At 73.5% G+C, this 22,658-nt stretch carries 20 protein-coding genes and 1 pseudogene; 9 read left to right on the top strand and 12 right to left on the bottom strand.

The genetic code is table 11. The annotated features are described in order from the left end of the window. Positions 1-15 precede the first annotated feature (15 nt). Together ACFU7Y_RS03205 and ACFU7Y_RS03200 are read left to right on the top strand one after the other, a co-directional pair. Positions 16-1,503, top strand: a complete 1,488-nt coding sequence (locus ACFU7Y_RS03205; protein WP_224280668.1) for an aldehyde dehydrogenase — start codon at positions 16-18, stop codon at positions 1,501-1,503. Further along, positions 1,500-2,225, top strand: a complete 726-nt coding sequence (locus ACFU7Y_RS03200) for a gamma-glutamyl-gamma-aminobutyrate hydrolase family protein (RefSeq protein WP_224280669.1) — start codon at positions 1,500-1,502, stop codon at positions 2,223-2,225. Before ACFU7Y_RS03205 ends, ACFU7Y_RS03200 begins: the two co-directional genes overlap by 4 nt. A 43-nt stretch (positions 2,226-2,268) precedes the next feature. On the opposite strand, the gene ACFU7Y_RS03195 is transcribed toward ACFU7Y_RS03200, so the two are convergent. Together ACFU7Y_RS03195 and ACFU7Y_RS03190 are read right to left on the bottom strand one after the other, a co-directional pair. Further along, positions 2,269-2,841 (bottom strand): MarR family transcriptional regulator, encoded by a 573-nt coding sequence (locus ACFU7Y_RS03195; protein WP_224279526.1) that lies wholly within the window; start codon positions 2,839-2,841, stop codon positions 2,269-2,271. 87 nt (positions 2,842-2,928) lie between these two features. Then, a complete protein-coding gene (locus tag ACFU7Y_RS03190) occupies positions 2,929-3,567 on the bottom strand; it encodes a flavin reductase family protein (protein ID WP_224279524.1) in 639 nt (212 codons plus the stop codon). A gap of 463 nt (positions 3,568-4,030) precedes the next feature. On the opposite strand from ACFU7Y_RS03190, the gene ACFU7Y_RS03185 reads away from it, so the two are divergent. Together ACFU7Y_RS03185 and ACFU7Y_RS03180 are read left to right on the top strand one after the other, a co-directional pair. Beyond that, positions 4,031-4,519: a hypothetical protein gene (locus tag ACFU7Y_RS03185; RefSeq protein WP_380766313.1), complete on the top strand. Its 489-nt coding sequence runs from the start codon at positions 4,031-4,033 to the stop codon at positions 4,517-4,519. Positions 4,520-4,543: 24 nt separating this feature from the next. After that, on the top strand, positions 4,544-7,939 hold the full coding sequence (locus ACFU7Y_RS03180; RefSeq protein ID WP_380766312.1) for a CHAT domain-containing protein: 3,396 nt from the start codon (positions 4,544-4,546) through the stop codon (positions 7,937-7,939). 12 nt (positions 7,940-7,951) lie between these two features. Here ACFU7Y_RS03180 and ACFU7Y_RS03175 read toward each other — a convergent pair whose 3' ends face one another. The 4 genes from ACFU7Y_RS03175 to ACFU7Y_RS03160 form a co-directional block, all read right to left on the bottom strand. Further along, a complete protein-coding gene (locus ACFU7Y_RS03175; protein ID WP_380766331.1) occupies positions 7,952-9,583 on the bottom strand; it encodes a protein kinase in 1,632 nt (543 codons plus the stop codon). A 221-nt stretch (positions 9,584-9,804) separates the two neighbouring features. Next, positions 9,805-10,617 carry a class I SAM-dependent methyltransferase gene (locus tag ACFU7Y_RS03170; RefSeq protein WP_224279518.1) on the bottom strand — a complete coding sequence of 271 codons (813 nt, stop codon included), beginning with the start codon at positions 10,615-10,617 and terminating at the stop codon, positions 9,805-9,807. A 171-nt stretch (positions 10,618-10,788) separates the two neighbouring features. Continuing rightward, positions 10,789-11,655: an RNA polymerase sigma-70 factor gene (locus tag ACFU7Y_RS03165; protein WP_224279516.1), complete on the bottom strand. Its 867-nt coding sequence runs from the start codon at positions 11,653-11,655 to the stop codon at positions 10,789-10,791. Continuing rightward, positions 11,652-12,239, bottom strand: coding sequence for a carboxymuconolactone decarboxylase family protein (locus ACFU7Y_RS03160; RefSeq protein ID WP_380766311.1), 588 nt, complete (start codon positions 12,237-12,239; stop codon positions 11,652-11,654). Before ACFU7Y_RS03160 ends, ACFU7Y_RS03165 begins: the two co-directional genes overlap by 4 nt. Positions 12,240-12,459: 220 nt before the next feature. Here ACFU7Y_RS03160 and ACFU7Y_RS03155 point away from each other — a divergent pair, with 220 nt between their 5' ends. Next, entirely contained in the window at positions 12,460-12,918 is a 459-nt protein-coding gene (locus ACFU7Y_RS03155; RefSeq protein ID WP_224279528.1) for a DinB family protein, read from the top strand. Positions 12,919-13,017: 99 nt separating this feature from the next. On the opposite strand, the gene ACFU7Y_RS03150 is transcribed toward ACFU7Y_RS03155, so the two are convergent. Together ACFU7Y_RS03150 and ACFU7Y_RS03145 are read right to left on the bottom strand one after the other, a co-directional pair. Then, on the bottom strand, positions 13,018-13,512 hold the full coding sequence (locus ACFU7Y_RS03150) for a hypothetical protein (RefSeq protein WP_224279512.1): 495 nt from the start codon (positions 13,510-13,512) through the stop codon (positions 13,018-13,020). A gap of 240 nt (positions 13,513-13,752) precedes the next feature. Next, positions 13,753-15,375, bottom strand: a complete 1,623-nt coding sequence (locus tag ACFU7Y_RS03145) for a CehA/McbA family metallohydrolase (RefSeq protein WP_380766310.1) — start codon at positions 15,373-15,375, stop codon at positions 13,753-13,755. Between the two features lie 362 nt (positions 15,376-15,737). Here ACFU7Y_RS03145 and ACFU7Y_RS03140 point away from each other — a divergent pair, with 362 nt between their 5' ends. Continuing rightward, positions 15,738-16,529, top strand: coding sequence for a polysaccharide deacetylase family protein (locus tag ACFU7Y_RS03140; RefSeq protein WP_224279508.1), 792 nt, complete (start codon positions 15,738-15,740; stop codon positions 16,527-16,529). A 168-nt stretch (positions 16,530-16,697) separates the two neighbouring features. Here ACFU7Y_RS03140 and ACFU7Y_RS03135 read toward each other — a convergent pair. The 3 genes and pseudogenes from ACFU7Y_RS03135 to ACFU7Y_RS03125 all read right to left on the bottom strand — a co-directional run. Then, positions 16,698-16,904, bottom strand: a pseudogene (locus ACFU7Y_RS03135) (helix-turn-helix domain-containing protein); the annotation flags it as partial. A 25-nt stretch (positions 16,905-16,929) separates the two neighbouring features. Further along, positions 16,930-17,313: a barstar family protein gene (locus ACFU7Y_RS03130; protein ID WP_224279506.1), complete on the bottom strand. Its 384-nt coding sequence runs from the start codon at positions 17,311-17,313 to the stop codon at positions 16,930-16,932. Positions 17,314-17,401: 88 nt separating this feature from the next. Beyond that, the gene (locus tag ACFU7Y_RS03125) at positions 17,402-18,055 is read right to left on the bottom strand and encodes a 4'-phosphopantetheinyl transferase (protein ID WP_224279504.1); all 654 of its coding nucleotides are present in this window, start codon (positions 18,053-18,055) and stop codon (positions 17,402-17,404) included. A gap of 320 nt (positions 18,056-18,375) precedes the next feature. Here ACFU7Y_RS03125 and ACFU7Y_RS03120 point away from each other — a divergent pair, with 320 nt between their 5' ends. Then, positions 18,376-18,861 carry a cysteine/serine endopeptidase inhibitor gene (locus tag ACFU7Y_RS03120; protein ID WP_224279501.1) on the top strand — a complete coding sequence of 162 codons (486 nt, stop codon included), beginning with the start codon at positions 18,376-18,378 and terminating at the stop codon, positions 18,859-18,861. Positions 18,862-18,930: 69 nt separating this feature from the next. Here ACFU7Y_RS03120 and ACFU7Y_RS03115 read toward each other — a convergent pair whose 3' ends face one another. Then, on the bottom strand, positions 18,931-19,845 hold the full coding sequence (locus ACFU7Y_RS03115) for a LysR family transcriptional regulator (RefSeq protein WP_380766309.1): 915 nt from the start codon (positions 19,843-19,845) through the stop codon (positions 18,931-18,933). 127 nt (positions 19,846-19,972) lie between these two features. On the opposite strand from ACFU7Y_RS03115, the gene ACFU7Y_RS03110 reads away from it, so the two are divergent. Next, the gene (locus ACFU7Y_RS03110) at positions 19,973-20,935 is read left to right on the top strand and encodes an FAD-dependent oxidoreductase (protein WP_224279490.1); all 963 of its coding nucleotides are present in this window, start codon (positions 19,973-19,975) and stop codon (positions 20,933-20,935) included. A gap of 296 nt (positions 20,936-21,231) precedes the next feature. Further along, complete coding sequence (locus ACFU7Y_RS03105; protein WP_380766308.1) at positions 21,232-22,626, top strand: hypothetical protein; 1,395 nt, start codon at positions 21,232-21,234, stop codon at positions 22,624-22,626. Positions 22,627-22,658 lie beyond the last annotated feature (32 nt).

Genomic DNA, 22,658 nt, shown 5'->3' with positions numbered 1-22,658 from the left:
GGTCCGGAGGACCCCATGACCCTCGCCACCCACGACGACTGGCTCCGCCGGGCCGAGACGCTGGAACCGACCCGCACGCACCTGATCGACGGCGCCGACGAAGCCGGCTGTGGTGCGTTCCCCGTGGTGTCGCCCCGCGACGGCCGGGTGCTGGCCGAGGTCGCCGACGCCGGCGCGGCCGAGGTCGACGCGGCCGTCGCCGCCGCCCGCCGCGCCTTCGACCGCGGTCCCTGGCCGCGGCTGTCCCCCGCCGAACGAGGCCGCGTCCTGCTGCGGTTCGCCGACCTCCTGGAGGAACGGCGAGCGGAGCTGGCACTCACCGTCAGCCTGGAGACGGGCAAGCCCGTCACCGACGCCCACGACATCGAACTGCGGGCCGTCATCGGGACGTTCCGCTGGTACGGCGGGCTCGCCGACAAGCTCACCGACGAGTCCCCGCACACCGCGCCCGACGCCCTCGCCCTCGTCACCCGGGAGCCTGCCGGTGTCGTCGGCGCGGTCGTCCCCTGGAACTTCCCCCTCACCCTGGCCGGCTGGAAGATCGCCCCGGCGCTGGCCGCCGGCTGCACCGTCGTGCTCAAGCCCTCGGAGAACTCACCGCTGTCGGCGCTGCTGCTCGGGCGGATCGGTCTGGCGGCCGGACTGCCGCCGGGCGTGCTCAACGTCGTGGCCGGCGACGGACCGGTCGCCGGACGGGCCCTCGGCCTCCACCCCGACGTGGACGTCCTCGCCTTCACCGGCTCCACCGCCGTCGGCCGCCACTTCCTGCGCTACTCCGCCGACTCCAACCTCAAGCGGGTCTGGCTGGAACTGGGCGGCAAGTCGCCCAACATCATCCTGCCCGACGCCCCCGACCTGGAGCAGGCCGCGGCCACCGCCGCCTGGGGCATCTTCTTCAACCAGGGCGAGATGTGCACCGCGCCCTCCCGGCTGCTGGTCCACACCTCCGTCGCCGAACGGGTCACCGAGGCCGTCGTGGCGCGCGCCCGCGCCCTGCGCGTGGGCGATCCCCTCGACCCCGCCACCGAGATGGGCGCCCTGGTCGGCGAGAACCACCTCGACCGGGTCCTCGGCCACGTCCGCACCGCCCTCGACGACGGCGCCCGCCTGCGCACCGGCGGCGCGCGCACGCTGACCGGCACCGGCGGCGCCTACCTCGAACCGACCGTCTTCGACCAGGTCGCCCCGGACAGCCGGCTGGCCCGCGAGGAGGTCTTCGGCCCGGTGCTGGCCGTCCTCACCTTCGACGACCTCGACCAGGCCGTCGCCCTCGCCAACGCCACCGAGTACGGCCTCGCCGCCGGACTGTGGACGTCCGACCTGTCCACCGCCCACAAGGTCTCCCGCGCCCTCAGGGCCGGTACGGTCTGGGTCAACTGCTACGAGGAGGGCGACCTCACCGTGCCGTTCGGCGGCATGAAGCAGTCCGGCAACGGACGCGACAAGTCCGCCCACGCCCTGGAGAAGTACACCGAACTGAAGACCACCTGGATCCAGCTGTGACCCGCCGGCCGCTCATCGCGATCCCCGCCCGCTTCGCCGCCACCACCTCCGCGCTGCGCTACGCCGCGGAGGTCAACGCCCGGGCCCTCATCGAGGCCGTCTGGTGGGCCGGCGGCGAGCCCGTCACCCTGCACCCGCACGCTCCCGGCGGCGCCGCCGATCCCGCCGAGGTCGCCGCCCGGCTCTCCCGGTTCGACGCGCTGCTGCTCCCCGGCGGCGGCGACCTCGCGCCCCACCGCTACGGAGCGTCCGACGCCCACGAGGCCGTCTACGACGTGGACGACGAGCAGGACGCGTTCGACCTGGAACTCGCCCGGCAGGCCCTCGCGGGCGGGGTGCCGCTGCTGGCCGTCTGCCGCGGACTCCAGGTGGTCAACACCGTCCTGGGCGGCACCCTGCACCAGGACATGGGCGGCCCCGGACACGAGCACCGCCACCGCCGGCACCTCGTCTCGCTCACGCCGGGCTCCCCCCTGGCCCGGATCACCGGTGCCGAGGAGGTCCAGGCGTCCTGCTACCACCACCAGCACGTGGACCGGCTGGGGGAGGGCCTGGCCGTCACCGCCCGGGCCGCCGACGGGACGGTCGAGGCCGTCGAACTCACCGGGCACGACGGCTGGTTCGCGGCCGTGCAGTGGCACCCGGAGGACACCGCCCACGAGGACCCGGCCCACCAGCGCCTCTTCGACGCACTGGTGCGGGCCGCCCGCGGCGCGGTCTGAGCCGACGTACCGCGCGCCGGCCGGCCGGCCCGACCTCGCCGCCTCAGCGGCGGGCGCGCCGGCCGCTGCGGCGCGGGGCGGGCTCCTCGCCGTTCAGGAGCGACCGGCGCCGGTCCTCGCCCGCCTCCTCGACCTGGAGCACCACGCGCCGCAGCCCGTCGGCGAGGCTGACGCACTCCGCGTCGCTCAGCTGCGCGGTGACGAAGGACTCCTCGTCGTTGAACGCGGGGAACACCCGGCGCATGAATTCCTCGCCGTCCTCCGTGAGTGCGAGCAGCACCAGCCGCCCGTCGGTGGGGTGATCGGCGCGCCGCAGCAGGCCGCGTGACTCCAGCGTGCGGGACACCCCGGTGAGCGTGCCCTTGGAGATCCCCGCCTCCTCGGCGACGTGCCGCGTCTCGGACTCGCCCCAGACCCACACCACCCACAGCACCACGAAGGCGGTCCAGGTCAGGTCCGAGCCGCGCAGTACGGAGTTCTCCAGGTGCTGCCGTACGGCGGAGGCGGCCCGGTAGATGTTGGCCACCGCGGCCATCCGCTCCCGGCGGACGGGGATGCCGCCGAGCTTCGCCTGCACGAGCCTTTCCGCCTCGTTGATGGACCGCTGGCTGGGCACGGGTGCTCCCTCACATCATCGCCGGGCCGCGTGTGCCCGGCCGGGCCCACGGCCGTTCAAGCTTCGCATTCTACGGGCGGACACCGCTCAGGCGGCCGCCGAGGGGCGCGGGTGCGGCATGTTCCAGCCCTCGGCGAGCCTCGACGGGTGAACGTTGTGCCCACCGCCGAAGAACTCGCAGAACTTCATGATCAGTGGGTCCCAGCCGATCGGGTCCACGTAGTGGGTCCCCGGGATGACCAGCCCCTCCTCGACATGGGCGCGAAGAACCTCGACCTCGAAGGCGGTGGCATGTGACGCGGGGCCGCCGAACGGATGGGCCGAGACGACGCGGCACTCCAGCTGGACCGGACATTCCGCGACCCGTGGGGCCCGGACCAGATCCGATGCCTGCTCGGTCAGCTGAGCGGTCGAGAACTTGTCCGGCTCGTACCGGTAGCCCTGCTCCACCTTGTAGTCCGGCACGGCCGGCTTCCCGGTGGTGAGCGCGATCCGGTCAACGGCACCGACCATCGCCGACGAGGGCAGGTTGAGCACGCACTCGCCCTCCCGCAGCAGGTTCGCGGTGGTGTGGGCGTTGTTGCCGAGACCGAGCATGCACGACTGGCCCAGCCACCACGCCGAGGAGATCGGCGCGAGATTCGCCGTGCCGTCTTCGTTGAGCGAGCTGATCAGCACCACCGGCGTTCCGAAGTACAGGACCTTGAGCCCGGGGACGATGTGCATGCGCTGCGCCTTTCGCAGAGTTCCGAACGGACGGACCCGCGGTGAGGGACACGAGCCGTCGCCGACCTTCTCGCGACGGGACCACCGGCGCTGGCGGAAACACGACATCGCACTCCCGCCGAGTGGAACCCGTCGCCGAGGACGAACGGGCTGGTGGCGGGGGTCGGCAACTGCACTGACAGCAACGCTGCCCCGTTCCGCTGCCTCGTCCCAGGGGGAGGGTGCTCGGAAACGGGCCCGGTGTGAGGTGCCGTCGTCCGTGGTGCCGAGGCTGTTGTGATCGTCCTGGACGGCCACCGGATCGACCTCGCTGACGCGGTCGAACTGCGCGCCGACGAGTGTGTGGAACCGCTGACCGCGGCCATCCTTGCCGCCCTTGAGACAGGGAAATGACGTGATGACGGGCGACCCGATTTCGGCTGTTTGTGCCGCGAACGTCTGGCGAGCGCGCAAGACTTGGGACATGTCGACTCAACGTGACCTTCAATGGCAGATCCGGCTGCTCTCCGAGGAGGAAGCAGTCAGGGCACTGGCTGCTGTGGTGGAGGATCGCGGGCTTCTCACCGCGGCCGGCGAGCTTCCCTCTCGCGGTGAGGAACTGCGGGAGGCCCTGGCGGCCGAGGACCTGGCGGTGTACGGGCGGCCGGAGGAGCCACCCACGTCCGACGGGGAACTGGCGCGACTCGTGCTGGCGTACGCGGCGGATCGGGACGAGGCGCTGGCCGGGACGGTCGGCGAGGCCGTCGAGTACGCGCGGGAGCCGGCCGAGCGCTTCGACGGCGTCATGCTCGGGGCCGCCGTGCTGGCCCTCACGCTGTTGCAGACCGATGTGCTCGTCAAGCGCGAGCCGAGCGGCCGATGGAGCTTCACCATCCGCAAGCGGGCGCTTCGGGATTCCACCCTGGGGAAGGTCCTGACGGCGCTGCTGTCCCAGATCACCGGCGGCAAGTAGCCGCCAGCAAACGGAGGTTCGGCTGTGGCGGTATCGACGAGGGCCCCGTACGCGTGGAACTGCCCGGAGTGCGCCCGGGGGTGTCAGGAGCCGGTCTGGCACATCATCGACGCCCGCGAGCGGGCGGACGTGCTGGAGGCCGACGGTCCAGGCGTGTCCTGGGTGGCCTGCCCGGGCTGCGGGGCGCGAGCGCACATCGACGCGCCGGTTCTGGTGCTGCGCCCCGACGCGATCGTCCAGGTGCTGTTCGCGTCGTCCGTCGAGGACCTCCAGGCCGGCGCCGGGGACTGCGCCACCCGCATCCTGGCGGAGGCCGGGCGGGCCGGGGCGTTCGACGGCGGAACCATCACCGGGCAGACGATCCCCCTGCCGCGCAGGGCGCTGCCGGTCGTGCTGGCCCGCGATGTCGACCGGGACCTCGACGACCCGGAGACCGCACGCCGTGAACTTCTCCGGGAGGGCCCGCCGACGGTCGCCAACTACGAGATCTTCCTCGAATTCGCCCGGGCGGAGCGCGAGGCGGCGCGGGTGCGGTACCTGCTGCGCGCCGTGATGGGGACCCTTCCTGGCGCGTTCGCCGAACTCGTCAGGAACAACCCCGAGTTGACCACCTCCACGCAGGTCCGCTACGCCGCACGGGAGGAACTGCGCGCGGCGGCCGGTACACCCATGGAAACCCTGCTCGGCGCGCGCCAGCGCCTGCTGGACGGCCTGTGCCGGAGCGACCCGCCGCAGGACGAGGTGATCCGCCGATACTTCGGGGAACTGGAACGCCTCGGCCAGGGACTGCGGGAACGGCTGGCGGTGCTGGACCGCAGGGCGCGGGAGACCAGAGGGGCCGAGGGCGTGAGGGCCGCGCGGGAGGCGCTGGAACTCGCCCGTCAGACCGGCGATGCCGCACTGGAGACCGAACTCGCCGCGCTGCTCGGCTCCCGGCTGCTGGACGTCGTGCACGACGGGCTCGACACCGACCCGTCCGAGGCGATCGGCCTGCTGGAACACGCCCTCAGCCACCTTCCCGAGGGCAGCCTGGCCTGGGCCCAGGTGGCGAGCAACCTCGCCTCCGGACACGATCGGCGTCAGGACGGCGACCTCGTGGAGAACTGGCTCACCGCCCGGGACCTCCTGGCGCGCGCCGCCGAACTGGACCACGACCTGCACCCGGACACCTGGGCGGTGATCCAGACCAACTACGGCTTGCTGCTCGCCTCGCGGCCCGGCGGCGGCCCGGAAGACCTCGACCTCGGAATCGACCGCCTCCTGCTCGGCCTGCGAGCCCGCTCACCGGAACGCAACGCGGTCGACTGGGCCTACTCCATGCTCAACCTCGGCATGCTGCTCTTCCGCCGCGGACGGCCGGAGGACCTGCTCCAGGCGGAGCAGCGCTACCGGAGCGCACTCGCCCACCTGCCCCCCGACCACCACCCGCGGCTGTGGGCGCAGCTGCAGTGCAACCTCGCGGACCTCCTGCTGTCGCGGGAACCCGCCGACGCGCTCGGCGCCCGGGCGGCGGTGAGCGCGGCACTCGACCTGGCGGTCGCGCGACCCGGCCCGGTCGATTCCGCGCGCGTCAAGTGGCTGCTCGCGCGCTGCCATGACCGGCTCGACAGGCATGACCGCCTCGACGGACCGGGCAGCGCGGAAGGTCTCCGGCTGCGCCGGGAGGCCCTGCTCGCGGCGCCGCCGACGGTCTCGCCGAGCCTGCACCTCGGCATCGGCACCGAGGTGCTCACCGTCCTCGCCGATGCCGGGCGGTGGACGGAGGCGGCCGACCTGGTGGCCGGCCTGCTCACCGCGCTCGACGCGCTCTACGACGCCCAGGTCACCGCCCCCGGCCGCCAGGACGTGCTCACCCGCTGGCCACTGCTCGCCCGTTTCGCGGCATACCTGCTGACCCGGGCGGGCCGTCCGGAGCAGGCCGTCGAAGCGATCGAGCGCGGACTGGCCCGCGAGCTGTCGGTCGTGACCGGGCGCGGCGCGGTGGAGCTGGCGGCGCTGGAGCGGATCGATCCCGCGCTGGCCGGGCGATACCGGCAGGCACAGTCCCGCTACCGGCGCGCCGCTGCCGAACCGGCCGCCGCGACACCGCACGGGCTCGACCCGGGAACGGCCGAACAGGCCGATGCGGAACGCGGCCTGCGCACGGTCATCGCGGAGATCCGGCGGATTCCGGGCATGGAACGCTTCCTGTCCACCAGCGGGCTGGAGGACATCGTCCGCGCCGCGGCCGGCAGGCCGCTGGCCTACCTGGTGTACGCGCCGTGGGGCAGCTGCGTCCTGACGATCCCGCGGGTGCAGGACCGCACCCCACCCCGACCGGGTGCGGGCGGGAAGCTGCCGCAGGTGGAAGCGCGGCCCCGGGTGCTGGGCACCGTCGTACCCGAGGTCTCCGGCGCCACCGTCCTCAGCCTCCTGATCCTCGACCCGGAGGACGAGCACGCACCCGGAGTGCTCCTGACCCAGCACGCCGGAGCCCTCAGACGGCGCAAGGACCTGCCGGCCGCCCTGGAGCGCCTCGGTCTGCTGGAACCGCTGCTGCGCCCGGTCGCCCGGCTCCTGGCGGAGGACCCGAGGCACGAAGCCGTGGTGATCCCGACCGGGCTGCTCGGTATGGTCCCGCTGCACGCGGTGCCGGTCGGCTCTGGCCCGGCCGGTGTGCTGGACGACGTCGGCACTCTGTACGTCTCCCCGTCGGCGGCGGTCCACGCGGCCTGCGGAGCCAGAGCCGCGCGCCCTCCGGAGGCGGCCCAGCTGCTGGTGGCGGTGGGGGACCCGGACGGCTCGCTGCCGGGCAGCCGGGTCGAACTCGACGCGGTCGTCGGCGTCTTCGAGCCCCTGGGGGAAGTCCACCGGGCGATGGGGGCCGACGCCACCGTGGCGTGGCTGCTCGACCATGTCGCGGAGGCGACCGTGCTGCACCTGAGCTGTCACGGCAGCGCGGACCTCGGCAGCCGGGGCGCCTCGCTGGCGCTGGCCGACGGGCGGCTGGACGTGGAGGTCCTGGCCCGCCGGCAACTGCGCTGCTGCCGGCTCGTGGTGGCCAGTGCCTGCCAGTCCGGTCACTTCGAGATCGTGCGGATGCCCGACGAGTTCGTCGGGCTGCCGGCCGGGTTCCTCCAGGCCGGGGCGGCCTGCGCGGTGACCAGCCTGTGGCAGGTCGACGACCTGGCGACGGCGGTGCTGATGACGCGCTTCCACGAGTTGCTTCCACGTGTCGGTGCCGACGGGCGGGACCCGGTGCGGGCGCTGCGCGAAGCGCGGTCGTGGCTGCGCGGCCTGACCGGGGCGGGACTCGCGCAGTACACGGCGGGCCGCCCTGGGCTGGCCGACCTGGCCCGCCGGTACGCAGCGCCGGCCGCCGACGGGCAACCGTTCGCGTCGCCGCGGCGCTGGGCCGGGTTCACGGCCTGGGGAGCCTGACCGCCCCGTCGGTCAGTCCAGTGACACGGGTCCGTTCGGTCCCAGCCGGTAGGTTGCGAAGCTGTTCGGGGAACGCGGGGAATCGATCTGCATCCGCGTGTACCGGCCGCCCACCAGACCGGTGACGGTGACCTTGGCCGGGGCGTGGACCGGCCGGCCCTGGGCGCAGCTGGGGACGCACGGCACCTCCTCCTTGGTGCCGGTAGCGGTGGCGGTGGGCGTTCCCCAGCCGGACCAGGTCAGGTCCAACAGCGAGAGCTTGCCGTCACCGCAGGCGAGCAGCAGCTTCGTCGGCTTGACGACGTTCCCTTCGTAACAGCTGGCGATCAGGGCGGGCTGCGTGCTCGGCTTCGTGTCGGGTGGCGGGGCAGGCGTCCTGGTGGCGCGTTCGGGGTCCATCGTCGGGGTGGGGGTGCGCTCGGGGACCACCGTGGGGGAGGGAACGACCACGGGCGGCGGCGTGGACTTGGGCGTCACCACCGTCGGGCTGGGCAGGGGCACGGTCGGGCTGGGCGTCGTCAGCTGCAGCGGGGGCTGGGTGACGACCGGGACCGGCTTGCCGGCCTCGCGGGTGCCACCGCCGGACAGCAGTTGCGGAACGAGCAGGCCGGCGGTGACCGCCAGGGCGGCGGTGATCGCGCCGGCCACCAGGAACTCCCACCGGGCAGTGCCCGACCGCTTCCGGGGGACGGGCTTCCGGACAGCAGGCGCACCAGGCGCCGGACGCTTGGGCTCCGTGCGCGCCGCCTCTGTGCGTCGCGCCTCCGCGCGCAACCGGGCGACCTCGGTCCGCTGGTGTTCGATCAGCTCGTGGACCGCGACCGGCCAGGGCCGGTGGACGGGAGCGGCGAGCCGGGTGAGGGAGTCCAGCAGGCTGTCGGCGCTCGGCCGTAGCCCGGGATCCTTGGCCAGGCAAGGAGCGGCGATGCGCTGGATCTCCTCGGGAAGCCTCCCGAGATCCGGGTCGGTGTAGACGATGTTGTACAGCGTCTGCGGAATGGACGGCCCGATGAACGGGCACGCGCCGGTGTAGGCCATCAGCAGGACGGCACCCAGCGAGAACACGTCGCTGGGCGGGCCGGTCGGAAGCCCCTGGGCTTGTTCGGGGGACATGAAGGCCGGGGAACCGACGAGCAGCCCCGTGTGGGTGAGGGTGGTCCCGTCCTCACTGTCGGCCGCGCGGGCGATGCCGAAGTCGATGAGCCTGGGACCGTCCTCGGCGAGCAGGACGTTCGACGGTTTGATGTCCCGGTGCACCAGTCCGGCGTGGTGGACGTCGGCCAGCGCCGTGGCGAGTCCGGTGGCCAGTGACAGCACGGATGGCGCGGGCAGGGCGCCGACCGTCTCCACGGCTTCGTGGAGGGAGAGCCCTGGGATGAAGTCCGAGGTCAGCCAGGGCTCGGGTGCGTCCGGGTCGGCGTCGACGACCGTTGAGGTGTAGGTGCCGGTGACGCTCCGGGCGGCCTCCACCTCACGACGGAAGCGGGCCCGGAAGCCGTCGTCCTCCAAGAACCGCTGGTGCACCTGCTTCAGTGCGACCAGCCGTCCGTCCGGAGCGGTACTCAGGAGCACCCGGCCCATCCCACCCCGGCCCAGTTCCGCGATCGGTCGGTACGGACCGACCGCGATCGGATCGGTCGGCATCAGTTGCTTCACCCGGCCCCCTCCGAGACGGACAGACAGTCCTGCTGGCAGTCTGGCCGCCCCGCACTGCTGATCGCAAGCAATTCTGCTCAAAGCCCTTGACGTTCACGTGATGTGATAACGCATCACATTCGGCAGGGCGGTTGGGGACCGGCGGTGGACGGTCGAAGTCGGATGCCTGTCCGCCGCTGGTGCGGGCAGGCTCGGGTGTGTGGTGCGGGTCAGATGCGGGTGGCGGTGACGACGTGGTAGTCGACCAGGCCGTCGCGCCAGGCGGTGAGGAAGTTGCGGCTCCAGTGGGGCGTGGGGACGGTGTCGGTGAGGTAGCGGTCGAAGCCGGGCCAGACCTCGGCGCCGATGGAGTCGGTGGTGACGTCGGTGAAGCCGAAGCGGGCGAGGGCGGCGGTGAATCCGTCGAGGGGGTGGGCGACGTCGAGGCCGTCGGCGAAGCTGGCGAGCAGGATCTTGAGGCGTTCGGCGGCGTCGGAGCCGGGGGCCGTGAAGAAGGTCGTCACGACGAGGCGGCCGCCGGCGCGCAGGACACGGGCGCTCTCGCGGGCGAAGCCGGTCAGTTCGCGGAAGTGCTGGGCCGCCTCGACGGAGAAGACGCCGTCCAGGTAGCCGTCGGAGAACGGGAGTTCGTCCGCCGAGCCCAGGGTGTACGCCAGCCGATCGGGGTACGTCGCCAGGGCTCTCGCGTTGACGGCACGGGCCCGCTCGATCTGATCGGGGTGGATGTCCACCCCCGTCACCGCCGCGAAGCGGAACTCCCGCAGCGCCAACGCCGCACCCAGCCCCCGCCCGCAGCCCACCTCCGCCAACCGCAACCGCTCACGCGATTCGGGAAGCTCCCGCAACACCCGCCGGTACAACTGCTCCTGGCTGCGCACCCGGTCCTCGGGGGTCGGAGCGGTCAGATCGATGTCCTGCCAGTAACCGAAATTGATGAATCCGCCTGCGAAGCTGGCAGTCTTGGCCAGATCGTCGGCGCCGTAGGTCCGGCGCACGGTCGGGGGGATGCGGTTGTGATCCATGGGCCGCTGGGTCTCCTGCTCGGTGGGCGCCCGGCCGCCGGGCGCGCCGAGGTACGTACCCAAACCTGTAGTGGTCCGAACACGGTACGTGATGGTGGAGTGTCCGGGGAGCAGTGGGGGCGTGGTGGTGCTCCGAGGGGGCCGGGAGCACCACCACGCGATCGGGGGCGGCTACCGGGCGAGGTCGGCCGGTGCGTCGAGCCGGGTCAGCTTCTGCGGGTTACGCACGATGTAGATCCGGGTGATCCGGCCGTCCGCCACCGCGAGGCTCACCACCGAGGGCTCGCCGCCGATGTCGATCCGGCCGGCCGGTGCGCCGTTGAGCCACACCGTGGTGGTGTCGAACGCGACCGGCAGGCGCCCGGTACGCGCGAGCAGCGCCGCCACCGCCTCGGCCCCGTGCACCGGGGCGGGCACGGCTGCCGCGATCCCACCGCCGTCGGCGATCAGGACGACGTCCGGCGCCAGCACTTCCATCAGGTCCTGCAGCCGTCCGGTGCGCAGGGTCTCCAGGAACCGCTCCACCACCTGCTGCTGTTCGGAGCGGCTCACCCGCACCCGGGGCCGGCGGGCCGCCACGTGCCCGCGGGCCCGCCGGGCGACCTGCCGCACGGCGGCCGAGGTCTTGCCGAGGGCCTCGGCGATCTCCTCGTACGGCAGCTCGAAGACCTCGCGCAGGACGAACACCGCCCGCTCGGTCGGCCCGAGCGTCTCCAGCACGGTCAGCATCGCGAACGAGACGCTCTCCGCGAGCTCGACGTCCTCGGCGACGTCGGGGCTGGTGAGCAGCGGCTCCGGCAGCCACTCGCCGACGTACTGCTCGCGCCGGCGGGACAGCGTCCGCAGCCGGTTGAGGCCCTGGCGGGTGACGATCCGGATGAGGTACGAGCGCGGGTCGTGCACCTGCCCGCGGTCGACCTCGGCCCACCGCAGCCAGGACTCCTGCAGCACGTCCTCGGCGTCGGCGGCGGAGCCGAGCAGCTCGTAGGCGACGGTGAAGAGCAGGCTGCGGTGGGTGACGAAGGGGTCCTCGGTCATGCCGGCGACGCTCCGGCCGGGGCGTCGGCGGCGGTGGTGCGCCTGGCCAGCGGGATCTCGCAGGAGTCGGAGAAGCCCTGGGAGCGGACGCCGTTCGCGGTGTTGTTCCTGGTGGCCATGTTGACGAAGGCGACGTAGGCGGTGAGTTCGACCATGGCCGCCGGGCCGAGTGCGTCCAGCAGGTGGTCGTAGAGCTCGTCGGTGACGGCCGGCGGGGTCGCGGTCATGGCCTCGGCGTACTCCATCACCTCCCGCTCCAGCGCCGTGAACACCTCCGACGCCCGCCAGTTCGGCACCTGGCTCGCCTTGGCCAGGTCCAGGCCCTGGTTCTGCGCCTGGAAGTAGCCGATGTCCAGGCACCAGCTGCAGCCGACCTGTGCGGCCACCGCCATGTGCGCGAAGGACTTGAGGCTCTCGTCGAGCGCGTCCCACTCGGCGATCCGGCGGGAGAAGTCCAGGTTCGCGGTGGCGACGCCGGGGTTGTGCCAGACCGCCTCGACGGGTTCGAGGGTGGTCCCGAATCCCTTGATCATGTTCTCGCTCAGCTCGGCGGGCAGCTGGGCCTTCGGCAGTCGCAGTGCCATGGTGTCCTCCCGGTTCGGTGGTTCGGCGGGTTGCCGGACATGAAGACACCGGAGGGTGCCCGGATGTGACAGCCCGACATGACGGCCGGGGAAAACGACCTTCGGACCGGCAGGTCGGTTCGCTACAGTCCGCGGGGACTGCCGACCACTGCGAGGAGAACGACACGTGAACGTCCCCGACGACCGCCCCGCCCCGCCGCTGACCGGCGGCGAGCGCGAGATGCTGCGCGGCTTCCTCGACTTCCACCGGGCGACCCTCGCCCTGAAGTGCGAGGGCCTGACCGACGAGCAGCTGCGCCGGCGCTCCAGCCCGCCCTCCACGCTCAGCCTGCTCGGGCTGGTCCGGCACCTGGCGGAGGTCGAGCGCACCTGGTTCCGCCGGGTCATCAACGGCGAGGACCTGCCGCTGGTGTGGTCCGAGGACGGCGACTACCAGGCCGCGTACGACCCCGCCGGCGCCACCCGGGCCGAGGCCTTCACCGCCTGGCGGACCGAGGTCGAGCACTCCCGCCGCATCGAGCTCGCCGCGGACTCCCTCGACGTCACCGGCTACCAGGCCCGGTGGGACGCCGAGGTGTCGCTGCGGCTGGTGATGCTCCACCTGATCCACGAGTACGCCCGGCACAACGGGCACGCGGACTTCCTGCGGGAGGCGATCGACGGCGCGGTGGGGGCGTAGCCGGGTGGGCCGGGTGCCGGCGGGGTGAGGGTGTGAGGAGGGTGAGGAGGGTGAGGAGGCGGTCGACGGCGCGGTGGGGCCCGGGCGTCCCGGGCGGGCCTACCAGCCGAGGAGGTGGGTGCGGTGGGTGAGGGCGGTGAGGACGGCGCCGACGGTGGTCTCGGGGGTGAGGGCGGTGGTGTCGAGGGTGTGGGTGGCGTCGTCGGGGGCCGGGCCGGGGTGGAGGGCGACGTAGTGGAGGGCGGCGCCGGTGGTGCGGCTCTCGCGGCGGAAGGTGTCGAGGGCGGCCGGGACGGCGGGGGCCTCCACCACGACCTGGTAGCCGCGGGTGGCGTAGGCGAAGGCGGCCTGGGCGGTGGCGGCCAGGGCGGTGGCGTTCTGGTGTCCGGCCTCGGGCAGGTGGGGCGGGAGCCGGCCGCTGCGGATGACCCGCAGGAAGTCGTCCGTCCGCAGGTGGACGCTCGGGTTCAGCTCCCGGGCGAGCAGCTCCGCGACCGGGCTGTTCCCGGCCCCGCCCGGGTCGACGAGGACGAGGACGCCCCCGGCGCCCCGGCCGCCCCCGAGCTCCGGCCCACCTACGGTCGTACGGTTCACAGCTGCTGATCCCTTCGCGGGCCGGGGACGGTCGGGTAGCCGGGGCGGGGCGGTCGGAGTGCGAAGGAGCTGGTCGGCCCATATCCGGACAACCGACCGCCTCGTCCCTACGACTGATGCGTTTCGGGGATCAACCTAGTCCAAACGGGTGGTCCGAGTCGTCCCCCACCCGGTTCCTGGGCGGGTCGGAGGGAAGACCCGCGACCGGTCGGCGGCCCGTCAGGGGGCCGCCGCCGGCCCCTACCGGTCGCCGGTGCGCAGCACGATCGGGTTGGTGAGCGCCGCCATCGGGCCCCAGGGCAGGTCAGGGCCCATCGAGTTGCCCCTGCCCGGGGTGCCGTCCGCCTTCGGGTGGCGGACCTCGGCCCGGACGTAGGCGGCGAGCGAGGCGGTGGTGCGCCAGATCACGGTGCCGGAGCCGTCGGCGGGCAGCGACTCCTGGTGCATCTGCCCCTCGTCGGTGAGGAGGCGGACCGTCCCGCCGGGCACCCCGGAGACGGTGAGCCGGACGTCCAGCGGGGCGTCGGCCGGGACGGTCAGCTCCTCGCCGATGCCCGCCCGGCGCCCGTGCCCGGTGACGGTGAGGTCCAGCGTGACGGCGGAGGACTCGGCCAGCCAGCTGCGCCCGGTGCGCAGCCCGTCAAGGATCGCGTCCCGGGTGAGGTCCTCGGCCAGCACCACGGTGTGCGGGGAACCGATGACCTGCGGCTCGCTGTGCGCGTCGCTGTTGCCCAGGGCGGGCAGCCAGGAGCGGCCCTCGCGCAGGGCGACGGCGAGCCGGCCGTCCCAGGTGTCCACCGCCGACTCGTCGTCGTACGTCCAGGGGCCGTTCCACACCTCGACGGCGTCGGCCTGCTCGTAGCCGAACTTCCACTGGCAGGCGACGTACGGGCAGTACGGGTGCGCGGGCACCACCAGGCCGCCGGAGCGGTGGACCTGGCGGGCGAAGCGCGGGTACTCCTCGTCGCGCGAGCGGTAGCGCCAGTCGACGAACTGGCCGGGCTTCAGGCCGAGGGCCAGCCAGTGGCCGTTGCGGGTGGTGATCTCCTCGCCCGGCAGGATCAGCAGGTCGGGGCCGGCCAGCGGGCCCCAGGCGGCGTGCGAGGAGCTGGTGTTGTGGTCGGTGGAGACGATGAAGTCCAGGCCGGCGGCGCGCGCCCCGGCCGCCACCTCCTCGGGCCTGCGCCGCCCGTCGGAGTGGACGGTGTGCAGGTGGCAGTCGCCCCGGTACCAGGCCCGGCCGCGGCCGCGGGCCCGCTCCGCGGGGTAGTGTGGCGTGAACTGCGGCCCGGGCGCACCGAACCGGAGGGTGACCTCGACGTGGTACTCCAGGCCCTGCGGGGCGATCTGGTAGGGGCCGAGGACCACGTGCCAGGTGCCGGGGTTGATCGGGCCGGGGAGGTAGCCGGGGGTCGCGGCGCCGCGGGAGAGGCTGAACTCGGTGCGGAAGCCGCCGGACCAGCCGCGGAAGCCGGGGCCGCCGAGGTCGGTGCCGCGCTCGTCGAAGATGCCGATGTCACAGGAGTTGCCGGGGGTGCCGGCCGGGACCGGCGGCCTGTCGTAGCCGTAGGAGACGGCTATCTCGCGGACGCCCTCGGGCACTTCCACCGGGAGGTGGAGGAAGTCGGGGGCGCCGGTGGGCAGGTGGCCGGTGAGGGTGAGGGTGCGGTCGGCGGGAGTGGCGCCGGGGGCGGCGGTGGGGGCGGCGGTCGCCTGGCCGGTGGGGGCGGCGAGGCCGAGGGTGGTGGCGCCGGTGGCGAGGCCGGTGCGGAGCAGGTCCCGGCGGGCGGGCCGGGCGGCCGGCTGCGGAGCCGGCTGGTCGGTCGGCTGGTCGGAGCGTGGGGAGCTGGGCTCGGTCGGCATCGAGGTCTCCGGATCGGGGAGGGCGGGTCGCTCGCGTGCCTACCCGGGCGAGTGAACCGGGGGTGAGGCGGGGCCCACGGCGGTGGGGCGGGCCGGTGAAGAGGGGGCGGGCGGGGCCGGGGTCGATTTGCGGGGAGTGACGAATGGTCGGTTCATAGTCATGGAATCGGTTCATATGCGAAATGGCGCGGATGGAGGCGGGTGTGTCGGTGAGTCGGCGGACGCTGCTCATGGCGGTGGCCGGGGGAGCACTGGCGGGGTGCCGGACGAGAGCGGCGGGCACCGGCTCGGCCTCGGCGGTGGGCGCTGCCTCGGCGGATTCGGTGACATCGTCCGCGGCGCCGTCCGACACACCGTTCGCGATGCCGTCCGGAGCGCCCACCGAGGCCGCCGCCGCGTCGACGCCCGCGCCGGAGCCGACGCCGGGCGGCGGTGAGCAGCCGCCGCACGAGCCGACCCGGGCCGAGGTGGTCGAGCGGTACGGCGCACTGGCTCCGAGCCAGTGGGGGCTGGAGGTCGAGGGGGTGATCACCGCGCTGCCGGAGGGCGAGGGCGCCATGGCGCTCACCTTCGACGCCTGCGGCGGCGCCGGAGGCAACGGCTACGACGCCGACCTGATCGACTTCCTGCGGGCGCAGGACGTGCCGGCCACGCTCTTCCTGAACGCCCGTTGGATCGACGCCAACCCGGAGGAGTTCGAGCGGCTCGCCGTCGACCCGCTGTTCGAGATCGGCAACCACGGCACCGTCCACCGTCCGCTCTCGGTCTCCGGCCGCTCCGCCTACGGCATCGCCGGCACGCGCGACGTCGGCGAGGTGTACGACGAGGTGGTGGGCAACGCCCACAAGCTCGCCGAGCTGCTCGGGCACCCGCCCCGGTTCTTCCGCTCCGGCACCGCGCACTACGACGACGTCGCCACCCGGGTGGTCGCCGACCTGGGCCAGCTGGTGGCCGGCTTCACCGTGAACGGGGACGGCGGGGCGACGCTCCCGGCCGCCGAGGTGCGGCGGGAGGTCGCCTCCGCCCCGCCCGGCGCGATCGTGATCGGCCACCTGAACCACCCGGGTGGCGGCACCGCCCCCGGGGTGGCGGCGGCGGTGCCGGGTCTGCTGGCGGCGGGGCGGCGCTTCGTCCGGCTCTCGGACGTGCTTTGACTTCCGCTCCCCCGGCTTGAGGCCGGGGGATTCCTGCCACGGTCGTCCGACCGTCTCGGTGGGTTCCTGCTTCTTCACGCTGTGCCGGGACAGGTCCCGGTCCTACCTGCGCTCGACAGGCTGTCACCGCCAGCCCGGCGGCCTTGGCGATGTCGACGGCGGCGTTTGAACGACCGCCGACACCTCCCCGAGCCATGCACGCGCGGGGGTCTTCTTCGCTTCGGTGATCAGCAGCTTCGACAGGTCGCCGATCCTCGGGAACGGCAGCCCGTCCGCGCGGGCGGTCTCACGAGCCCGAAGGGCGTCGTTGAAGACCACCCGAGCGCACCCGAACGCTCGTGCCAGTGCCGCCCGCTGAGGCCCGTTCGGGTACAGGCGGAAGCCCGGGTGGCCGGGCGGCTCAGACCAGGCGCAGGCCGCCCGGGTGCTCCTCCTCGACGACCCGGACCAGCCAGTCGAAGACCGTAGGCCCCCGACCCGCCCGGGCGGCGTCCAGCTCGGCGGTGATGCGCGCGCGGTTGGCGGGGTGGGCGCGGGCCAGCCGCAGTTCCAGCTGACGGACCGTCTCCGGGTGGCCGAGGTTGCGGCGGGAGACCTCGTGATGGCGCCACTCGATGACCCAGTCCCCGTCCTCGGGCGTGCCGTAGCCGCCCCGAAGGCAGTCGGCGAAGGCGTCGAGGTTGCGGCCGAAGTAGCCGTCCACCCCGACGGCCCGCCCGACCACGTCCCAGAAGTCCTCCAGGGTCCTGATCTCGTTGCCGTCGATCACATAGGTCACCGTCACGGGGTCGAGGATATGCCGCGGCGGTGAACCGGTCCGGACGGCCGGCCCGCGGTGGACAGGCCGGGGTGAACCGGCCGGGGCGGACGGTTCAGGGGGAGACGGCGATCGCGGTGGCGAGCAGCCCGTCCCGTACCACCCAGCGGCCGTCGAAGCCGTCGATCCGGCGGCCGTTGACCACCGGGCCCGGGACCAGCAGCCGGGCGGTGAAGGTGCCGTCGGGGGAGAGGTCCAGCTCGGCCTCGTCGAAGTCCAGGAAGAGCAGGGTCAGCGGGAACCAGGCCTTGTACACCGACTCCTTGGCGCTGAACAGGATGCGGTCCCACGGGACGTCCGGGTGCTCGGCCGTCAGCTTGGCGAGCCGCTGCTGCTCCACCGGCAGTGCGACGGCCTCCTGGACGCCCTCCGGCAGCGGCAGCGCGGGCTCGGCGTCGATGCCCACGGAGGCGAGGGTGCCGGCCCGGGCCACGGCCGCCGCGCGGAAGCCGTCGCAGTGGGTGAGGCTGCCGACCACGCCGTCCGGCCAGCTCGGCGCTCCGCGCAGACCCGGGACGAGCGGGCGGTACGGGACGCCGAGCCGGGCGAGGGCGGCCCGGGCGCAGTGCCGGACGGTGGTGAACTCGCGGCGCCGCTTGTCGACGGCCCGGGCGACGGCCGGCTCCTCCTCGGGCTCCAGCCGGGCCTCCGGCGGGTCGTCGTAGGCCACCTCGGTCACCACGACGTCCGGCAGCAGGTCCCCGATCATCCGTTCCCCCCTCGGTCGGCCGCGCGGGTGGTCGCCGCGCGGGTCGAGGGTAACCCGGCCGGGGGCTCCGGCGGGACTCGGGTGACGGCCGGTCAGCACCCTCCGTGGCGGGTCTGTCACGCATCTTCGCCCCTTCGGCCGCATGGGTAAAGATCCCTGCCCTGTGTTCATGCCAACATCGCGGAGGTCTGGACCACCTTGCGGCGGGCGCATACGTTTTCTCCACAAGGGCGGACATTCGGTTGGCGAACTGTCGTGCGAATGTGTCGAGTTCCGCCTGTCATGCTCATGACCTTCACCGCAACGGGAGGGAACGAACCATGCGCGCCATCGGCAAGAACCTCAGGATCCTCGCGGGCGCCCCGCTCGCCGCAGCCGCCCTCATCGCCCTCACGGCCGGCTCCGCCAGCGCCGCGATACCGATCAACCAGCCCATGGCCGGCAAGGCCACCTACTACAACGACGCCGGCTACGGCGCCTGCGGCACCCAGATCAATGCCGCCACCCAGATGCTGGTCGCCGTCTCGCACACCTGGTGGACCACCGCCAACCCGAACAACGACCCGGTCTGCAAGGGCATTTCGGTCAAGGTCACCTACCAGGGCAAAACCATCACCGTCCCGGTGAAGGACCAGTGTCCCTCCTGCGACTCCACCCACATCGACCTCAGCCAGCCCGCCTTCGCCAGGCTCGCCCCGCTGGACAAGGGCGTCATCACCGGGCTGACCTGGCAGTTCGTCAAGACCGCCCTGAACGGCAAGACCGTCGAGCTCTCCGCCCCGATCGCCGGCTCCACCATCGGCTGAGCCCGCCCCTGACGACCGTGTCCGCCCCCGCCCGGTCGGCGGGGGCGGGCCGCGGGCCGGAGGTCGGGATCACGGCCGACCGTGTCCGGGCGGGGCTTGCGCCTCCACGAGTGGCGGGGCCATCGCGAGCAGTAGCTGGACGGCCGGGGGAGCGGTCCGCGGATCGTGGGCGAGCCCCAGCGTGACGGTCGGCACCGGGGAGGTGAACCGGCGCAGGCGGACGCCGGGGATCCGGAACACCCGGGCCCGGCCCTCGGGTATCGGCGCTATGCCGTAGCCCGCCGCCACGGCCAGCAGGAGCTGTTCGTCGTCCGGCTCCTCCCGCACGATCCGCGGCGACCGGCCCGGCCACAGCTGCCCGGTGATCAGCGCGTGCATCCCCGGCCCGTTCTCCCGCGGCCACAGCACCACCGGCTCGTCCGTGATCCGGTGCCGGCCGATCCGGGCCCGGGCGCGGGCGAGCGGATGGCCGGCCGGCACGGCCAGCAGCAGCTCCTCCTCGGCGATGATCCGGCAGGCGAGCCCGGGGACGTCCAGTGGCGGCCGGACGAACGCCGCGTCCAGCCGCCCGGCGAGCAGCTCGGCGACGTTGTGCGAGGTCCAACCGGTCTGCAGGGCGACGTCCAGCCGGGGGTAGCGGTTGCGGAACTCCGTCACCAGGACATCGCAGGCCCCGCCCCGGGCGGAGCGGGTGTACGCCACCCGCAGTCGGCCCTCCCGCCCCTGGACCACCGCCGCGACCCGCTCCTCGGCCTCCGCCACCTCCCGCAACACCCGCCGGGCCTCCTCCGCGACCGCACGCCCGACCGGGGTCAACGCGCAGCCCTTGCTGGTCCGCTCGACCAGCTGTGCGCCCAGCTGCCGCTCCAGCGCCTTGACCTGCTGGCTGAGCGCAGGCTGCGCCACGTGCAGTCGGCGCGCGGCGCGGGTGAAGTTCAACTCCTCGGCCAGCACCGAGAAGTAACGCATCCGACGCAGATCCATCCGGCGATGATAAGCGCGGCTTATCGCTGCGGGACAGAACTGGTCTTGGACGGCCGTCGGTGCGGCCGGATTTCCTGGAGACGGCCGCCGACACCCGGTGGGCGGCCCTCGGGAGGAGGAGTTCGCGATGGGTGATGCAGTGGGTGGGGCGACGGACGTCGTCGTGGTCGGAAGCGGGATCATCGGGCTCACCACGGCGATCCGCCTGCAGGAGAAGGGACTTCGAGTCGTCGTGGTGACGGCTGACGGCCTGCTGTCGACGACCTCCGCCGTGGCCGCGGCCGTCTGGTTCCCCGTCGCCACGGGCACGAGCGGCCGGGTGGCGGACTGGTCCGCGACCGCCTTCGCCGAGTTCGCCCGCCAGGCCGCGCAGGGCGTACCCGGCGTCTCGATGCGCAGCACCCGCATGCTGGAACACCAGCAGCAGTCGGCGGGCCTGCCCTGGTGGGGCGACGCTGTCCCCGACCTGCGCCGGCTGACGGCCGCCGAACGCGGACCGGACTGCGCGGACGGCTGGTCCTTCACGGCCCCCGCCGTCGAGATGCCGCTCTACCTGCCCTGGCTGCTCGGCCGGTTCATCGACAACGGCGGCGAGATCGTCCACCGTCGCCTCGACGCCCTCGACCAGGCCCTGGCCTGGGCGCCCGTGGTGGTCAACGCCACCGGACTCGCCGCCCGGCAGCTCTGCGACGACCCGGCCGTGCACCCGGTGCGCGGCCAGCTCGTCCTGGTCCGCAACCCCGGACTGCCCAGCTCGACCCGCATCCAGGACGACCCGGCCGGCTACACCTACATCCACCCCCGCAGCGCCGACGTCGTCCTCGGCGGCACCTTCGAACCGGACGACTGGAACACCACACCCGACCCTGCCGTCGCCGAGGCCATCCTCGCCCGCTGCACGGCCCGCATACCCGAACTCCGCGGTGCCCGCGTCATCGGCCACGCCGTCGGCCTGCGCCCCGCCCGCCACGGCGGCCCCCGCCTCGAAGCGGACCCGGCCGTCCGGATCGTCCACAACTACGGTCACGGCGGCGCCGGGGTCACCCTCAGCTGGGGCTGCGCCGACGCCGCCGCCGAACTGGTGGGGTGACCGGGAATCCTCACCGGGTCGGTGCCGACGCCCGTCGAGCCGATGGGGCGAGGGCGGGCCCGGTGCCGGCGGCAGGCGCGAGGCCCGGCCGGGGGCGCCCTGCTCTGTCGCAGGCAGAGGGCCGTAGGAGGTCGAGAACCGTGCACCCCGGCGAACGAGCGCGGTCGGAGCACCCGTGGCCCGACGTGTTCGGCGGTCCGTTCCGGCCACGGCGGTGAGTCGCATTCGCTACGGTTGCGCGCTGAGACCGTCCCGCTTCCGTTCCCGCTCCCCAATGTCGTTCCTCCGGAGGAACCTTGGCCTCGATCACGCTCGACGCCGAGCGCCGCGTCCACGCCGACACCGGACGCGTCCGGGTCGCCGCCGTGGACGTGCTGCGCTCGCTCGGCTTCCAGATCACCTCGGAGATGGCCACCGTGGTGGAGGCCCGGCGCGGCTCCGCCGTCCGCTCGGCGATGCTCCTGCCCGACCAGGTGCCGCTGGCAGCCCGCCTCCACCTCGTGCCCGCCGACGGCGACCGCACCTCGGTCTCCCTGCACCTGACGGACCGGGCGGTCTCGGTGATCGCGCTGGGCGTGCAGGACCCCTATGTGGCAGCCTTCCAGACGGCGCTGCTCGCCCTCGACCGCGCACTCACCGGCCTCGACCCGGCGGCCGGAGCGGCCGGCTTCCCCCAGCCCCGGTGGTGGGCCCGCGCACCCCGGGCCGACAACCTGGCCCGGCACCACGAGACCGGCCAGCGGCTGATCGGCGGCGTCGCCGCCCGCGTCAACGAGCGGCTCTCCGGCGGGCGCCGCTCCACCGGCCCGTCCTTGTGGGAGGGCATCGACCGCATCGTCTTCCGCTCCCCGGCCGGCTTCCTCGCGATGGACATGGTCACCGCCCGCACCCTGCTGGCGATCCCGGTGATGATCGGCAGCCGTCCGGACGGCGTACCGTCCCAACTGGCCTCCGACATCGCACGGTTGGCGGCGGTGGTGGAAGGCCGCCTCGGCGCGGGCGGCCTCGGATCCGTGGAGGTGGCGGTCGCCGAGGAGGACCGCCCGGCCTTCGAGTTCCTGCACCGCCAGTTCGGCATCCGCTCGCGGCTGCCCGTCCGGACCCTCTGCACCTGCCGGGACTGCCGCCAGACCAAGGTGGTGAACCTGGACCTCAAACGGCTGCGGCAGCGCAAGAACCGCCTCAGGACGATCGCCTCCGTCGTGCAGACGACGTACGAGAACGACGGCGAACCCAACCCCTTCCTGATCTTCGGGTCGATCTTCCAGCAGTCCAAGATCGACCCCGACTTCGTCTGCGCACGCTGCGAGAGCACCGTCGCCGACGAGCAGCCGGTGACCTTCTGCCCACGCTGCGGCGACATGCGCACCGAGTCCGTCCTGGACACCTGCTCCGAGTGCGGCCACGACTTCGAGGCCCTCGCCGGGGACCAACCCGTCTGGGCCGGCACCCCGCCGCCCCCGCTCGCCCCGCCGACCCCGCCGCCGCCCGTCGCGCCCCCGCCGCCCGTCGCGCCCCCGATGCCCGCCGCGCCGCCCCGCCCGAGCTGCGGCATCTGCGGCGGCAGCTACCCGCTGCTCTGGTCCGTCCAGATCCTCGACGGCCCGAACCCGAGACCGCTCACCGTCTGCGCCACCACCTCGCGCTGCTCCCCGCCCTCCATCGCCCCACCGGCCCGGATCCGGACCTGAGGCCCACGCGGACGGGCCGCGGCTGGGCTCGC

The sequence above is a fragment of the Kitasatospora sp. NPDC057542 genome, from assembly GCF_042801945.1.
GTDB lineage: Bacteria > Actinomycetota > Actinomycetes > Streptomycetales > Streptomycetaceae > Kitasatospora.
This window is presented reverse-complemented; position numbering and strand designations above follow the sequence as displayed.

Bases quoted from the DNA above. Each gene is read 5' to 3' on its own strand.
- ACFU7Y_RS03120 (WP_224279501.1), top strand. From the start codon at position 18,376: ATGCGCGCCATCGGCAAGAACCTCAGGATCCTCGCGGGCGCCCCGCTC.
- ACFU7Y_RS03110 (WP_224279490.1), top strand. From the start codon at position 19,973: ATGGGTGATGCAGTGGGTGGGGCGACGGACGTCGTCGTGGTCGGAAGC.
- ACFU7Y_RS03160 (WP_380766311.1), bottom strand. From the start codon at position 12,239: ATGGCACTGCGACTGCCGAAGGCCCAGCTGCCCGCCGAGCTGAGCGAG.
- ACFU7Y_RS03190 (WP_224279524.1), bottom strand. From the start codon at position 3,567: ATGCACATCGTCCCCGGGCTCAAGGTCCTGTACTTCGGAACGCCGGTG.
- ACFU7Y_RS03115 (WP_380766309.1), bottom strand. From the start codon at position 19,845: ATGGATCTGCGTCGGATGCGTTACTTCTCGGTGCTGGCCGAGGAGTTG.
- ACFU7Y_RS03205 (WP_224280668.1), top strand. From the start codon at position 16: ATGACCCTCGCCACCCACGACGACTGGCTCCGCCGGGCCGAGACGCTG.
- ACFU7Y_RS03145 (WP_380766310.1), bottom strand. From the start codon at position 15,375: ATGCCGACCGAGCCCAGCTCCCCACGCTCCGACCAGCCGACCGACCAG.
- ACFU7Y_RS03125 (WP_224279504.1), bottom strand. From the start codon at position 18,055: ATGATCGGGGACCTGCTGCCGGACGTCGTGGTGACCGAGGTGGCCTAC.
- ACFU7Y_RS03185 (WP_380766313.1), top strand. From the start codon at position 4,031: ATGTCGACTCAACGTGACCTTCAATGGCAGATCCGGCTGCTCTCCGAG.
- ACFU7Y_RS03140 (WP_224279508.1), top strand. From the start codon at position 15,738: ATGCCGTCCGGAGCGCCCACCGAGGCCGCCGCCGCGTCGACGCCCGCG.
- ACFU7Y_RS03165 (WP_224279516.1), bottom strand. From the start codon at position 11,655: ATGACCGAGGACCCCTTCGTCACCCACCGCAGCCTGCTCTTCACCGTC.
- ACFU7Y_RS03170 (WP_224279518.1), bottom strand. From the start codon at position 10,617: ATGGATCACAACCGCATCCCCCCGACCGTGCGCCGGACCTACGGCGCC.
- ACFU7Y_RS03155 (WP_224279528.1), top strand. From the start codon at position 12,460: ATGCTGCGCGGCTTCCTCGACTTCCACCGGGCGACCCTCGCCCTGAAG.
- ACFU7Y_RS03175 (WP_380766331.1), bottom strand. From the start codon at position 9,583: ATGCCGACCGATCCGATCGCGGTCGGTCCGTACCGACCGATCGCGGAA.